This is a genomic window from Paucibacter sp. TC2R-5, assembly GCF_025717605.1.
Lineage (GTDB): Bacteria > Pseudomonadota > Gammaproteobacteria > Burkholderiales > Burkholderiaceae_C > Paucibacter_A > Paucibacter_A albus.
The window spans coordinates 625,996-640,104 of record NZ_JAJIRQ010000003.1; the positions used below are offsets into that span (position 1 = coordinate 625,996).

10 protein-coding genes and 1 tRNA gene are annotated in these 14,109 nt (G+C 60.8%); 4 read left to right on the plus strand and 7 right to left on the minus strand.

The genetic code is table 11. The features are described from left to right. Positions 1–174: 174 nt before the first annotated feature. From tig to LNV08_RS09860, 4 genes are all read right to left on the minus strand, one after another. On the minus strand, positions 175–1,488 hold the full coding sequence (gene tig, locus LNV08_RS09845) for a trigger factor (RefSeq protein ID WP_263533508.1): 1,314 nt from the start codon (positions 1,486–1,488) through the stop codon (positions 175–177). 23 nt (positions 1,489–1,511) lie between these two features. Further along, positions 1,512–1,598 (minus strand) — tRNA-Leu (locus LNV08_RS09850). A 174-nt stretch (positions 1,599–1,772) separates the two neighbouring features. Continuing rightward, a complete protein-coding gene (locus LNV08_RS09855; protein WP_263533509.1) occupies positions 1,773–4,928 on the minus strand; it encodes an efflux RND transporter permease subunit in 3,156 nt (1,051 codons plus the stop codon). Positions 4,929–4,944: 16 nt separating this feature from the next. After that, complete coding sequence (locus LNV08_RS09860) at positions 4,945–6,090, minus strand: efflux RND transporter periplasmic adaptor subunit (protein ID WP_263533510.1); 1,146 nt, start codon at positions 6,088–6,090, stop codon at positions 4,945–4,947. A 207-nt stretch (positions 6,091–6,297) separates the two neighbouring features. On the opposite strand from LNV08_RS09860, the gene hpnC reads away from it, so the two are divergent. Genes hpnC through hpnE form a run of 3 tightly spaced genes read left to right on the plus strand, consistent with a single transcriptional unit; the run spans position 6,298 to position 9,295 of the window. After that, on the plus strand, positions 6,298–7,167 hold the full coding sequence (gene hpnC / locus LNV08_RS09865) for a squalene synthase HpnC (protein WP_263533511.1): 870 nt from the start codon (positions 6,298–6,300) through the stop codon (positions 7,165–7,167). Continuing rightward, positions 7,164–8,012, plus strand: coding sequence for a presqualene diphosphate synthase HpnD (hpnD, locus tag LNV08_RS09870; RefSeq protein ID WP_263533512.1), 849 nt, complete (start codon positions 7,164–7,166; stop codon positions 8,010–8,012). Before hpnC ends, hpnD begins: the two co-directional genes overlap by 4 nt. After that, positions 8,009–9,295: a hydroxysqualene dehydroxylase HpnE gene (gene hpnE / locus LNV08_RS09875; RefSeq protein ID WP_263533513.1), complete on the plus strand. Its 1,287-nt coding sequence runs from the start codon at positions 8,009–8,011 to the stop codon at positions 9,293–9,295. The genes hpnD and hpnE overlap by 4 nt, the downstream gene beginning before the upstream one ends. Here hpnE and LNV08_RS09880 read toward each other — a convergent pair. Then, positions 9,292–10,443 carry a TIGR03790 family protein gene (locus LNV08_RS09880; RefSeq protein ID WP_263533514.1) on the minus strand — a complete coding sequence of 384 codons (1,152 nt, stop codon included), beginning with the start codon at positions 10,441–10,443 and terminating at the stop codon, positions 9,292–9,294. The two genes, hpnE and LNV08_RS09880, sit on opposite strands and share 4 nt — an antisense overlap. Before the next feature lie 99 nt (positions 10,444–10,542). Between LNV08_RS09880 and LNV08_RS09885 the strand changes: the two genes are divergently transcribed. Then, complete coding sequence (locus tag LNV08_RS09885) at positions 10,543–11,310, plus strand: IclR family transcriptional regulator (RefSeq protein WP_263533515.1); 768 nt, start codon at positions 10,543–10,545, stop codon at positions 11,308–11,310. 74 nt (positions 11,311–11,384) lie between these two features. Here the strand turns inward: LNV08_RS09885 and pbpG are convergent, their stop codons facing one another. Then, on the minus strand, positions 11,385–12,416 hold the full coding sequence (gene pbpG / locus LNV08_RS09890) for a D-alanyl-D-alanine endopeptidase (protein ID WP_263533516.1): 1,032 nt from the start codon (positions 12,414–12,416) through the stop codon (positions 11,385–11,387). Between the two features lie 147 nt (positions 12,417–12,563). Next, positions 12,564–14,105: a 2-isopropylmalate synthase gene (locus tag LNV08_RS09895; protein ID WP_263533517.1), complete on the minus strand. Its 1,542-nt coding sequence runs from the start codon at positions 14,103–14,105 to the stop codon at positions 12,564–12,566. Between the last annotated feature and the right edge of the window lie 4 nt (positions 14,106–14,109).

Consider the following 14,109-nt stretch of genomic DNA (forward strand, 5'->3'; position numbering starts at 1 on the left):
CCGCCACGAGAGCGGCACCAGCGCCGCCCCGTTTGATAACCTATTCCTGCAACGATTCCTCGCTACCACTTCTAGGTATGGGGACTGATTATGGCGTGTCAAGCCCATGACACTTAAATAGAAAAGGCGCCGACCTTGCGGCACGGCGCCCTTGACTCACAGCGAGGCTATCGATCAGCCGGCTGTTGCCATCAGCTCATCGAAAGGCAATGCCTTCTCGCTCACCTTGGCTTTGGCCAAGACGAAATCGGTGACGTTGTTTTCAACCACAACCGCCTCGACTTCGGCCAAGCGGGCGCGGTCGCTCAGGTACCAGCGCACCACTTCGGCGGGCTTCTCATAGCTCTGAGCCAGCTCTTCGATATGAGCCTGCAATTGCTCGGGCTTGGCCTGCAAATTGTTGGCGCGAACCAACTCTGCAACCACCAGACCCAGACGCACGCGACGCTCGGCCTGTGGCTTGAAGATTTCGGCCGGGATAGGTGCCTTGTCGGCATCTTTCACGCCACGCTTCTTCAGATCTTCGCGAGCAGCGGCAATCATGCGCTCGGACTCGCCGTCAACCAAGGCTGTCGGTACATCCAATTCAGCGTTAGCAACCAAGGCGTCCATCACGGCGCCCTTGTTACGCGCCAAAACGCGGAACTTGACTTCACGTTCCAGGTTCTTCTTGATGTCAGCGCGCAGAGCCTCGATGCTGGCATCCGGAATGCCCAGCGACTTGGCAAATGCCTCGTTCACTTCGGGCAGGTGCTGCGCTTCGATCTTCTTCAGCGTGACCAGGAAATCGGCTTCCTTGCCCGCCACATCCTTGCCGTGGTAATCCTCGGGGAACGCCAAGGGGAAAGTTTTGGAATCACCGGCCTTCATGCCGCGCACGGCCTTCTCGAAAGCTTCGAGCATCTGGCCTTCGCCGATGATGAACTGGAAGCCGTCGGCCTTGCCGCCCTGGAAAGGCTCGCCATCAAGCTTGCCTTCGAAATCGATCGTCACGCGGTCGTCATCGGCAGCCACTTCGGTGGCGGCGCGCTGAGCAAAACTGCGGCGCTGCTTGCGCAGGATTTCGACGGTCTTGTCGATCGCAGCATCGGTCACGTCGCTGGCGACGCGCTCGACGTCGGCGGCCGACAGGTCACCAATCTTGACTTCAGGATAGACCTCGAAGGTCGCATCAAAAGCCATTTGGCCTTCGGGCGACTCGTCCTTCTGGGCGATTTTTGGAGCACCGGCAACGCGCAACTTGGCTTCGTTGGCGGCACTGGAGAAGGCCTCGCCCAACTTGTCGTTCATGACGTCGTATTGGACGGAATAGGCGTAACGCTGAGCAACAACACTCATGGGCACTTTGCCCGGACGGAAGCCATCGGCCTTGACAGTGCGGGCCAATTTCTTGAGACGTGTCTCGACTTCGCTGTTGATGTCAGCGGCCGCCAGCGTGAGCGTGATGCGGCGTTCGAGCTTTTCGAGGGTTTCGACGGTGACAGCCATTTTTGACTCAGTACAAAGTTATCTGGTGCGCGGGGCCGGACTCGAACCGGCACGCCGGTGAAGGCGTCAGGACCTAAACCTGGTGCGTCTACCAATTTCGCCACCCGCGCTAAGTGGATCAGGCTTGTTTGCTTGGATTCAACATCCACACCATTCAAGCCCGTGGTAATTCGGAGAACCGTGGATTGTAGCCACATGGAAGTCCGAAAATCGGAACAAGGGGAAAACCCCCGCTCCGATGCAAAACTTGCCTGCCCATTCTAAATGAGTGGGCATCGGCCAAATCAGAAGCGGGACTGAGCCTCCGGCCGCTTGACACGAAACCAAGCCGCGTACATGGCCGGCAGGACCAACAAGGTCAGCGCCGTGGCAACAATCAGGCCGCCCATGATAGCTACTGCCATCGGGCCCCAGAACACGCTGCGCGAGAGCGGCACCATCGCCAATACAGCGGCAGCAGCCGTCAGCACAATCGGCCGAAAGCGCCGCACCGCGGATTCGACAATGGCCGACCAGGCCGGCACACCGCGCGCCCGGTCTTGCTCGATCTGATCGATCAGGATCACCGAGTTGCGCATGATCATGCCCATCAAGGCGACCACGCCCAGCAAGGCCACAAAACCGAAGGGCTTGTTCATCAACATCAACGCGGCCGCAACGCCAGCGATACCCAGAGGCCCGGTCAAGAACACCAGCATGGCGCGCGAAAAGCTCTGCAACTGCAGCATCAGCAAAGTGAACGTAATGAACAACATCATCGGCAAGCCGGCCGCAATCGAGCCTTGCCCCTTGCTACTTTCCTCCACGGCGCCTGCGACCGAAATTGAATAGCCGGCCGGCATCTTGGCTTGCAGTTCCTGCAACTTGGGCCAGACCTGTGCGGTCACGGTAGCACCTTGCAGACCCTCGGCCACATCGCCTTGTACCGTTACCGCATAGGCGCGGCCTTCACGCCACATCACGCCAGGCTCCCAGTCGAAAGTCACCTTGGCCACCTGGGTCAGCGGGATGGAGCGGCCCGTTGAAGTGTTCACATAGGCGCTGCCGATATCGGTGATGGCATTGCGCTCATCCAGCGGTTGGCGCAGCACGATGTCGATCAATTTATCCGTTTCACGGTATTGCCCAATGGTGCTGCCGGAGAGCAGCGTGCGCGAGGCTTGCGCCAGGCTCTGGCTGCTGACACCCAAGGCGCGCGCCTTGTCCTGATCAACCTCCAACTTGAGCACCTTGATCGGCTCGTTCCAGTTGTCATTGACGCCGCGCATATTGGGATTCGCACTCAAAATAGCCTTGGCTTGATCAGCCCAGCGGCGGACTTCTTCGGGCTTTTCGCCGGCGACGCGGAACTGCACCGGATAAGGCACCGGCGGGCCGTTGGGCAGCAGCTTAATGCGCGCCCGCACCTCGGGGAACTCAGCGGCCATCAAGGCCGGCAGCCGCTTGCGCAAGGCTTCACGTTCGGTCAGATTCTTCGGCAGCACGATGGCCTGGCTGACGCTGGGCTGTTGAAACACCACATCCAGCGGCAGGTAAAAACGTGGCACACCGCTGCCTATCCATGTGCTGACTGAAGCGACACCAGACTCGGCCATCATCCGCGCCTCAAAGCGCTTGGCCACTTCCGCACTTTGCTGAATCGTTGAGCCCTCGGGCAACCACAGATCCACCAGAATTTCAGGCCGGCTCGAGTCAGGGAAGAACTGCTGCTGCACGCGCCCCATACCCACCAGCCCCAAGGCAAAGACCAGCAAGGTCATGGCGATCGTCTTCCAGCGGTTCTCGACACACCAGCGCACCATGCCTCGAAAGCGGTTGTAAAACGGCGTATCGAACAACTCATGCGCCTCGCCGTCATTGGAAGCATGGGTACGCAGCAACAGCGAGCCCAGATAGGGCACGAAATACACCGACACCACCCAGGAGATCATCAGCGCCGCGGCCGTCACCGCGAAGATTGCAAAGGTGTATTCACCGGTGGCCGACTTGGCCATGCCTATCGGCAAAAAACCAACTGCCGTGATCAAGGTGCCGGTCAGCATCGGCATTGCCGTTGCGTCATAGGCAAAGGTGGCTGCGTGCATCTTGTCGTAGCCCTCCTCCAGCTTGCGCACCATCATCTCGACCGCAATGATGGCGTCATCGACCAAGAGCCCCAGCGCGATGATCAAAGAGCCGAGCGAAATCTTGTGCAGGCCGACGCCCCAGTAGAACATCGTCACAAACGTAATCGCCAGCACCAGCGGGATGGTGATACCCACCACCAAGCCCGGCCAGATATCCAGGCGCAGCGGCCGGGTGTGCAGGCCCAAGGAGACAAAACTGACCAGGAGCACGATCACGATCGCCTCGATCAAGACTTGCACAAACTCGTTCACCGAACGCGTCACGGCCTGCGGCTGATCTTGAATCTGAGCCAAGTCAATGCCGGCCGGCAGGTCGCGGCGAATCAGCTCGGTGGCCTTTTGCAAGGACTTGCCCATCGCCACGATGTCGCCGCCCTTGGTCATCGACACACCCAGCGCAATCACGTCCTTGCCCTGATGGCGGACCATGATGGACGGCGGGTCAACATAATCTCGCTTGATCTCGGCGATGTCCGATAAGCGCAGGGAACTTGCCACGCCGGTGCCCGGATTGACCGCGCGGATAGGAAAGTCCTTCAAGGCCTGCACCGAGTTGAACTGCCCCTGCACCCGTACCTGCAGATTGCCGCTGCCGGCATTCATCACCCCGGCACCTTCGACCGCGTTTTGAGCGCCCAGTTGGTTGATGACTTGGCCAAAGTCCAGGCCCAAGTTTGCGAGGCGTTTTTGAGAAATCTCGATGAAAAGCTTCTCGGCCTGCGCACCAAAGACTTCCACCTTGGCGACGTCAGGCAGCTTGAGCAGCACAGAACGCGCGCGCTCTGCATGTTCGCGCAACTCTTCACGGCTGAAACCATCTGCCGAGAGCGCAAAGATAGAGCCGTAAACATCACCAAACTGGTCATTGAAAATCGGACCGATGACGCCCTGCGGCAGGGTGCTGCGCATATCCCCAACACGCTTGCGGACCTGATACCAGACGTCGTTAACTTCCTTGCCCGGCGTGCTGTCCTTCAGTTGGAAAATAGTCAGCGACTCACCCGGCTTGGTGTAGCTGCGGATCTTGTCGGAGTGAGGCACCTCCTGCAGCGTTTTCTCGATCTTGTCAGTGACTTGTTCGGCCATTTGCTGCGCAGTGGCGCCCGGCCAAAAAGCCTGCACCACCATCAAGCGAAAGGTGAAGGGCGGGTCTTCATCTTGGCCGAGCTGAAAATAGGCGGCAAAGCCCATCAACATCAGCACCACCATCAAATAGCGGGTCAGCGCCGGGTGCTCCAGCGCCCAGCGGGAAATATTGAACCGACTGCCGACTTGGCGGCCGGGCGACTGCGAATGCTTGCTGTTGAGGCTCATGCGTGCGGCTCCCAACTCAGCGCGAAGCGGCGGAAGCGGCCGCAGACGCGGTTACCGTGGCCGCATTGGCTTGGTAACGCTGCACTTTTTGGCCCGCCTTCAGTACGTGGACGCCCGCCACCACCACCTCTTGCCCAGGGCTTAGGCCCGCAGCAATCACCACCTCATTGCCATCGGCGCCGGCAATCTGAACCGGCTGCGCCTTCAGCGTCATCTGTGCGGGATCCAAGACCCAGACCGAGGACTGCCCTTGCTGCTGCAAAACAGCGGCCAGCGGCAGCTTGATGACCTGAGTCTGGCGCGGCGCCTCCAGCCTGACCGTGGCGGTTTGGCCCAGCTTGGACTCAAGACCGGCCACTTCGGCCTTGGCCAAAAAGGTTCGCGTGACAGGATCTGCCGAGGCCGCCACCTCGCGCAATTTGGCCGGCAAGCCCGCTTGGCCCCCGGCGCCACCCCACAGCCTGACAGTCAGCCCACCCGGTTTGGCCGCATGCGCTTGCAGACGGCCCAACTGATCCTCGGGCACCGAGAACACCACATCACGCGGCCCATCATTGGCAACGCGCACGATGGGCATGCCTGCGGCCACCACCATGCCGGGTTCCGCCTCCACTGCGGTCACTACGCCGGCCACATCCGACTGCAGCTGCGCATAAGTGGACTGATTGCCTTGGGCGCTGGCCTGAGCCCGGCTTTGCTCCAGGGCCGCTTGCGCGGCTTTGAAGGCGGTGTCGCGTCGCTCCAGCTCGGCCGCGCTGATGAATCCTTGCTCGCGCAATTCGACAAAGCGCTTGAAATCTGACTCCAGTTGATCGCGATTTGCCCGCGCGGCCTGGAGCCCGGCTTTTGCCGCTTCTTGCGCCAACATCAAATCCTGTGGATCCAGCTGCGCCAGCAGCTGGCCCGGCCGCACCGCATCACCCAGATTGACCTTGCGCGTCAAAACCTTGCCGCCCACACGGAAAGACAGGCGGGACTCCGTTCTAGCCCTGATTTCGCCCGCGTATTCATGGCTTTGCCCAGCGGAATCGGCGCTCAAGACATGCGTGCGCACCGAGCGGACCGGCTCCGGCGGCGCCTCTTGTCTTCCACAGCCAGACATAACACCCAGCGAGGCGAACAAGGGCCAAAGGAGCGCGGTTCGAAAAAGGCTTTGAGACATGAGGGATCCTGAATATCAATTCCAATGACAGAGCACTGACAGCAATACGGAACCCGCTCACACCATCAAGCGCTGCCTTCGCAAATTACTGACCGATTAGTCAGTAATGTATTCAAGCCCTCGCGGGCTGTCAAACCCACACCCTTTGGCCAATGCATTTGGGCGACTTGGCCAGGCGCTTGCCCCAAAGAGCCGACAATCCGGCCGGTGAGCATAGAACACTACGAAAACTTCCCCGTTGCCTCTTGGCTTTGCCCCAAGCACTTGAGGCCGGCCGTTGCCGGCATCTACCACTTCGCACGCACCGCGGACGACTTGGCCGATGAGGGCGAAGCCAGCACTGCTGAGCGCCAAGCCGCTCTGCAGCATTACCGGGCCGACTTATTGGCGGTCGCGGCCGACCAAGCCCCATCGGTCCGCTGGGCCACGACTGTTTTCACGCCGCTGCGCGTCGTACTGGACCAATATCAACTACCGGTTGCATTGCTAAATGACCTGATCTGCGCTTTTGAACAGGATCTGCAAAAAAAGGAGTACCGCGACCGCGCGGAGCTACTCGACTATTGCAGTCGCTCCGCCAACCCGGTCGGCCGCTTGCTTTTGCACTTGTACGGTGTGCATGAACCGCTTGCCTTGCGCCGCTCTGACGCCATTTGCAGCAGCTTGCAGCTGATCAACTTCTGGCAAGACTTCAGCCGCGACGGCCCTATCGGCCGCGTCTATGCACCGCAAACCGATCTGGCGCGGCATGGCCTCAGCAGCAGTGACTTGCTGGCCTGCCGCGACAGCACCCCCGCCCGCGCGATGATCAAAGACTTGTGCGACTGGGCCGAGCAGCTGATGCGGGAGGGAGCGCCGCTGGTATTCCAAATTCCGGGCCGGGCCGGCTGGGAATTGCGCCTGGTGGTACAAGGCGGCCTGCGCATCCTTGCAAAAATACGGGCCATGGACTACGCCAGCCTGATTCACCGCCCTGCTCTGGCCCGTTTGGATGCACCGGCGCTGTTGTGGGGCGCGCTGCTTATGAAGCAAAGATCAGAACCAACAATGAATACCCAGCGAGAGGAGAGTTTGTGAGCCCGGAGCAGTACGTACAGGACAAGGCCGCCAAGAGTGGCTCCAGTTTCTATTACGCCTTTTTGTTTCTGCCGGCACCCAAACGCGCCGCCATCACCGCCTTCTATGCGTTTTGCCGCGAGGTGGACGATGTCGTGGACGAGACCAGTGACCCCAGCGTCGCGGCCGTCAAGCTGGCCTGGTGGCGCAAGGAGGCCAGCAGCGCCTTCGCCGGCCAGCCCCAGCATCCGGTCATGTTGGCCTTGATGCCTCATTGCGCCACTTACGACATCCGCCTCGAGCACCTGACGGCAGTCATCGAAGGCTGCCAGATGGATCTGGAGCAGACCCGCTTCCTCGACTACCCCGGCCTGCAGCGCTATTGTCATTTGGTGGCCGGCGTGGTCGGCGAGGTCGCCTCGGGTATTTTTGGCCGCACGCACGCCGACAGCATTGCCTACGCCCACAAGCTGGGCTTGGCGATGCAGCTGACCAACATCATCCGCGACGTCGGCGACGACGCCCGGCGCGGTCGCATTTATCTGCCGATCTCCGAATTGCAGCAGTTCGACGTCAAGGCGCATGAAATCCTGCTGCGCAAAAGCCCCTGGGGCTATAGCGAGCGATTCACTGCCTTGATGAAGTTCCAGGCCGAACGGGCCCACCGTCTCTATGACGAAGCGTTTGCTTTGCTGCCCGAAGCCGACCGCCGGGCGCAAAAGCCCGGTCTGATGATGGCCAATATCTACCGCGCCCTGCTGCGCGAAATAGAGGCCGAGAACTTCCGCGTATTGGAGCAGCGCATCGCGCTGACGCCGGTGCGAAAGCTCTGGATCGCGATGCGCACCAACTGGGCCGGGCGTTGAATCCAAGTGCGGCCAAGCGGGTCGCGGTGATTGGCGGCGGTTGGGCGGGCATCGCCGCCGCCGTCAAAGCCAGTCAGCTGGGCTATCACGTTACTTTGTTGGAGATGGCCCAGCATTTGGGCGGGCGCGCGCGCAGCTTGGCGCACAGCGATGCCGGACAGCGCTTGGACAACGGTCAGCACATCCTGATCGGCGCCTACCAAGCAAGTCTGAACCTTCTGGAAACAGTCGGCGTCGACCTGTCGCAGAGTTTTCTACGCCAGCCTTTGCGCTTGCGCTATCCGCGCCACGAGGGTTTGCGCTTGCCGCCGGGGCCGCCCTTGATCAGCTTCATGCGTGGCATCCTCACCTACCGCGCTTGGCCCTTCACAGCGCGCATCAGTTTGCTACTCAGGTCTACCAGCTGGTTATTGCGGGGCTTTACTTGCGCGCCACAGCTCAGCGTGGCCGAGTTGAGCGCCGGCCTGCCGGCCATCGTGCGCCAAGAACTGATCGAGCCGCTCTGCGTGGCCGCGCTGAACACGCCTGCAGACCAAGCCAGCGCCCAAGTGTTCTTGCGCGTATTGCGCGACGCCTTGTTCAGCGGCCGGGGCAGCGCCGACTTGCTGCTACCCAAGCTACCCTTGAGCGACCTGCTGGCCGAGCCGGCGGCAGCTTGGCTTGGCGCGCGCGGTGTCAATATTCGCTTGAACACCAGAGTGCAGACCATTGCCAGCAGCACAGCAGGCTGGAGCGTCGACGGTGAGGATTTCGAGCAAGTGATTCTGGCCTGCACTTCCGCTCAAGCGGCGAGTTTGTGCGCCGAGATTGCCCCCGCATGGTCAAGCCAGGCCGGCGCGCTGCGCTATCAACCGATCGTGACGGTCTATTTGCACAGCCCCGGCTCCCAACTGCCGGCCTCGATGGTAGCTTTGCAAGAGAGCACCGAAGCGCCGGCCCAGTTTGCGTTCGATCTGGGCCAACTGGGCCATGCCCCGGGCTTGTTTGCCTTCGTCGTCAGCGGCGCGGCAAGCTGGGTTGAGCGAGGCTTAACCGAAACCGGTGAGGCAGCGCTCCGGCAAGCCCTGGCCGAATTCAATTGGCACAGCCCGCCGCAAGTCCACCGCGTGCTGGCCGAAAAACGCGCCACCTTTGCCTGCACACCGGGCCTGCAGCGCCCACCTACCACCATCCAGCCAGGGCTATGGGCGGCAGGAGACTATGTAAACGGCCCCTACCCCGCCACCTTGGAGGGCGCGGTTCGATCAGGCTTGCATGCGGCCGAAGTGCTTGCAGTCGTTTAAGGCGATGCGAATTTAGCTGCAAACGGCGCCGCCAGTGGTTCGCCCACGAACACCCCCTGCGCCGGCCATGCCACGCTATGCCAATAGGCCTCCAGCGCCGTCACACCCTGTAGATAGAACAGCAAAAGCAGCTGAGGGTGTGGAAATTTTTGTCGGTGGTTACAGGGCTCACTGACCGTGCCATAACTTGCCGTGGCCCCTGACTGCAACCAGTCCAAGGCCGACATTTGGCCTGTCGTCGAATCATTGTCAAGTCGGCCGCCAAAGGAGGTCAGGTGATCGGCCAATGCGCCAGGTAACCAGTCCACCGAGGCCAAGCCCTCCACCCGCACCAAGCCGGTTGTATAGAGCAGCGTTCGCTGCATAGCAGGCAGCGCTTGGCTGGACTCGCGCCGCACGTTCACCCCCCAGGGTGCCAAGCGCGTCGCGGGAGGAAATTGGACCGCCCTCACATTGCGCGCGGCGTCGGGCGTACTGACAAAAAAGGCGTTGCTGCTCGCGAAGGAAGGCAAGCTTTGATCGGCCTCCACGCCGCGCGCGATCAAGGCCTTGGCGTCTTCGACGCTGCGCGAGGCCAACATCATTGCCGGCCGCAAACCCAAATCGGTGAAGGGGCGTGCGCCGACATAGGAGAAGTACGGGCTGAGTTTGCTCGGCCCACAAGTATTGCGGCAGATTTCGGGCTGGAAACCCATGGCCAGGGCGCTGGTGATGGAATTGCATTCGACCGCGTAGGGCAGATTCCAGGCCAAGGCCAGGGCTTGCACCTGTGGCCCCAACTTCTCCTGCACCTGCGCCTGCAAAGCCGTGAACTCAGCCAAGCTCAGGCTCGCTTTGACCGGCAAGACCACGCGCGCAATATTGGCCTGCGGGATGCCCCGCTGGCTTGCATAGGACTCCCCGACCGCCACCGAATAAGGGTCGGCCGTATTGATCACCAAGCCCAACTCGGCGGCCGTCAGCCTCCCCTGCAAGCGCGGCACTCGCAGCCAGACCGGGGCCGGCGGTGCTGGAGCGCCGCTGGCGGCGGTCGCCGCAGCTGAAGCGACTGCCGAAGCCGGCCCCGCCGCAGTCGGCTCTTGTGCTCGCGCAGGCGCTGCCAATATGAACGCAGCCAAGACAATCGCACCCAAGAGCAAGTGCGCCATTGCGATATTCGCCCAAGCTGTTGCGGCGCGGAAACCATTTCGACCGGTGAATCTAATTTTCGCAATGCAAAACAAAAAAATCTCCAGCACAATCAAGGCATGAAAAACAAAGAGGATCAAACGCCGGCGATTCAGGTCTTGGAGCGCATGTTTTCGCTGCTGGATGTGCTCGCCAGCCACCAAGATCCGGTCTCCCTGAAGGAAATCAGCGCCAGCACTGGCCTACACCCGTCGACTGCGCACCGTATTCTGAACGACTTGACCCTGGGTCGCTTCGTGGATCGCCCCGAGGCGGGCAGCTACCGCCTTGGAATGCGCATGTTGGAGCTGGGCAATCTGGTCAAAGCGCGCCTGGATGTGCGCGACGCCGCCCTCGGGCCGATGCGTGAACTGCACAAGTTCACGTTGCAGCCGGTCAATTTGTCGGTCCGCCAGGGCGATGAGATTGTCTACATCGAACGCACCTATAGCGAGCGCTCGGGCATGCAGGTCGTGCGTGCGGTGGGCGGGCGGGCGCCCTTGCACCTCACCTCGGTCGGCAAGCTTTTCTTGGCCAGCGATGAATCGCAGCGGGTGCGCGCCTACGCCACCCGTACCGGTCTGGCCGGTCACACCCGCAACAGCCTGACCGACATCACAGCGCTCGAGCGTGAACTCGCGCTGATACGCCAACGCGGGGTGTCGCGTGACGACGAAGAGTTGGAATTGGGCGTGCGCTGCATGGCGGCCGGTATCTATGACGATCAGGCGAAGCTGATCGCTGGGCTGTCGATTTCGGCGCCGGCCGACCGACTGGAGGAGTCTTGGTTGCAGCGGCTCAAGGACACAGTCGCACAAATCTCGCAGGCGCTGGGCTACCGAGGCTGAGGCACGACGGAAATTGCTCCCGTAAAAAAAGCGCTCGATGAGCGCTTTTTTTTCTTCGGCAGCAAGACTCTTGCTCAGAGCACTGCCTTCAAGGGCTGAGCCAAAGCCGCCGGGTTGCTGAGCACCCATTTACGCACCCGCTCGGCATCACCGATACGCGAGTATTTGCCGGTCGAATCGAGCAAGACCATGATCACTTTGCGACCGGCCATGCGGGCCTGCATCACCAAGCAACGCCCGGCCTCGTTAATGAAACCGGTCTTTTGCAGACCGATATCCCAAGACTTGCTGCTGAGCAGGCCGTTCGTGCTGTGAAACTGGACCTGGCGCCGACCCAGCGCGACTTGGTGTTCACGGGACGTGGACAACTCCCGCAGCAAAGGTACCTCGTGCGCTACCTTGACCAGGGCCGCCAAATCATTGGCGCTGGACTGGTTGCGGCTCGACAAACCGGTTGGCTCGACATAATGCGTATCACGCATGCCCAAGGCTTGGGCTTTTTGATTCATTGCCGCCACAAAGACGTCCAAACCGCCCGGGTAGTGGCGACCCAGGGCATTGGCGGCGCGGTTTTCCGATGACATCAAGGCCAGATGCATCATCTCGCCGCGGGTCAAGGTGGTGCCCACCGCCAAGCGAGAGCGTGTGCCCTTCTCGGTATCGATATCCTCGTCGCTGATGGTCAGCTTTTCGTCCAAGGACTGCCCGGCCTCCACCACCACGAGGGCCGTCATCAGCTTGGTGATCGAAGCGATGGGCAGGACCGCCTGTGAGTTCTTGGCGAACAAGACCTCATTGGTGTCTTGATCCATCACCAATGCCACGCTGGACTTCAGATCCAAGGGGTCGGCCGCCGCGTGCAGGCCGTACAACTGGCCAAAAGTTGGTTTGGCCACTGCCTCGACGACAGGCGCCACGGCCTTGCGCGGCGTGCGTGAAGCCGGCTTGACTTTACGTACCTCTTTCGCCACCGGCTTGGGGACATATTTTTGCGCCGATTTTTTAACGGGCTTGTTTGCAGCTGCTGCGGCCGCCTCATGCACGGGCAAGGCCGCGCAGGCGACCGCCAAAGCGGCCACCACCGTCCGCAGGGTCCCGCCAGTCAAGTATTTCGAAAAAATCTTCAATCCGTACCCCAGCTACTGATTTGCAGTGTAGATGATAGGAAAAATACTAGCAAGATCAAAAGCTTACAAGCAGCTCTTCAAGCTTCGCTTGCGTTAAAAAATGGCGCAGTCAGCTTGTGTTGATACTCAACCCTGTGCCGCCACCCGCTCGATCTTGCTATGCAATTTATTCAAGGCACTCAAGTAAGCCTTGGCTGAGGCCACAACGATATCGGGGTCTGCCCCAACGCCGTTGACGACGCGCCCGCCAAACTGCAGCCGCACCGTCACCTCGCCCTGCGATTCTGTGCTGCCACTGGTGATGGCATTGACCGAATAGAGCAACATCTCGGCGCCACTTTGAGCGGCCAACTCGATCGCTCTTAGAACTGCATCGACGGGACCGTTGCCGCCGCTCTCCATCCGATGCTCGACCGCACCGGCCGCGAACACCACGCTGGCATGCGGCCGCTCACCCATCTCCGATTTCTGCGCCAAGGCGATCAGGCGGTAATGCTCATTCTCGGCAGTGACCGATTCGTCCATCACCAAGGCAATGATGTCCTCGTCAAAAATCTCGTTCTTGCGATCGGCCAAATCCTTGAAACGCACAAAGGCTGCGTTCACTTCGGCCTCGGACTCAAGCGCGATGCCCAACTCCTGCAGCCGCTGCTTGAAGGCGTTCCGGCCCGACAGCTTGCCCAGTACGATCTTGTTGGCACTCCAGCCCACATCTTCGGCGCGCATGATTTCATAGGTATCACGCGCCTTCAGCACGCCGTCCTGATGAATGCCCGAGGCATGGGCAAAGGCATTGGCCCCGACCACCGCCTTGTTCGGCTGCACCACAAAACCGGTGGTCTGCGACACCAAGCGCGAGGCCGGCAGAATTTGCGTGGCGTCGATGTTCACATCCAGACCAAAGTAGTCACGCCTTGTCTTGACCGCCATCACCACTTCTTCCAGCGAGCAGTTGCCGGCCCGCTCACCCAAGCCATTGATCGTGCACTCGATCTGACGTGCACCGCCGATTTGCACGCCGGCCAGCGAGTTGGCGACCGCCATCCCTAAGTCATTGTGGCAATGCACGGACCAGATTGCCTGATCGGAATTTGGCACCCGCTCACGCAAGGTCTTGATGAAGTTGCCGTACAGCTCGGGGATCGCATAGCCGACCGTGTCGGGGATGTTGATGGTGCGGGCGCCCTCCTTGATCACCGCCTCGACCACGCGGGCCAGAAAGTCCGGGTCCGAGCGGTAGCCGTCCTCGGGCGAGAACTCGATATCCCCACTCAAGTTACGCGCAAAGCGCACGGCTTGAATCGCTTGCTCCAGCACCTGCTCACGCGTCATGCGCAGTTTTTTCTCCATATGCAACTCGCTGGTGGCAATGAAGGTGTGAATGCGCGAACGCGCCGCGCCCTTGAGCGCTTCAGCAGCGCGGGCGATGTCGCGGTCATTGGCGCGAGCCAGTGAGCAAATCGTGCTTTCGCGCACTGCGTCGGCAATCGCCTTGACGGCTTCGAAGTCACCATTGCTGGAGGCCGCGAATCCGGCCTCGATCACGTCGACTCGCAGGCGCTCCAACTGGCGCGCAATGCGCAGCTTTTCGTCCTTGGTCATCGAAGCGCCGGGGCTTTGTTCGCCGTCACGCAAGGTGGTGTCAAAGATGATCAATTGGTCGGCCACGGTG

Coding starts and splice junctions, on each gene's coding strand:
- LNV08_RS09885 (WP_263533515.1), top strand. CDS start 10,543: ATGAAAAACAAAGAGGATCAAACGCCGGCGATTCAGGTCTTGGAGCGC.
- tig (WP_263533508.1), bottom strand. CDS start 1,488: ATGGCTGTCACCGTCGAAACCCTCGAAAAGCTCGAACGCCGCATCACG.
- LNV08_RS09880 (WP_263533514.1), bottom strand. CDS start 10,443: ATGGCGCACTTGCTCTTGGGTGCGATTGTCTTGGCTGCGTTCATATTG.
- LNV08_RS09855 (WP_263533509.1), bottom strand. CDS start 4,928: ATGAGCCTCAACAGCAAGCATTCGCAGTCGCCCGGCCGCCAAGTCGGC.
- LNV08_RS09860 (WP_263533510.1), bottom strand. CDS start 6,090: ATGTCTCAAAGCCTTTTTCGAACCGCGCTCCTTTGGCCCTTGTTCGCC.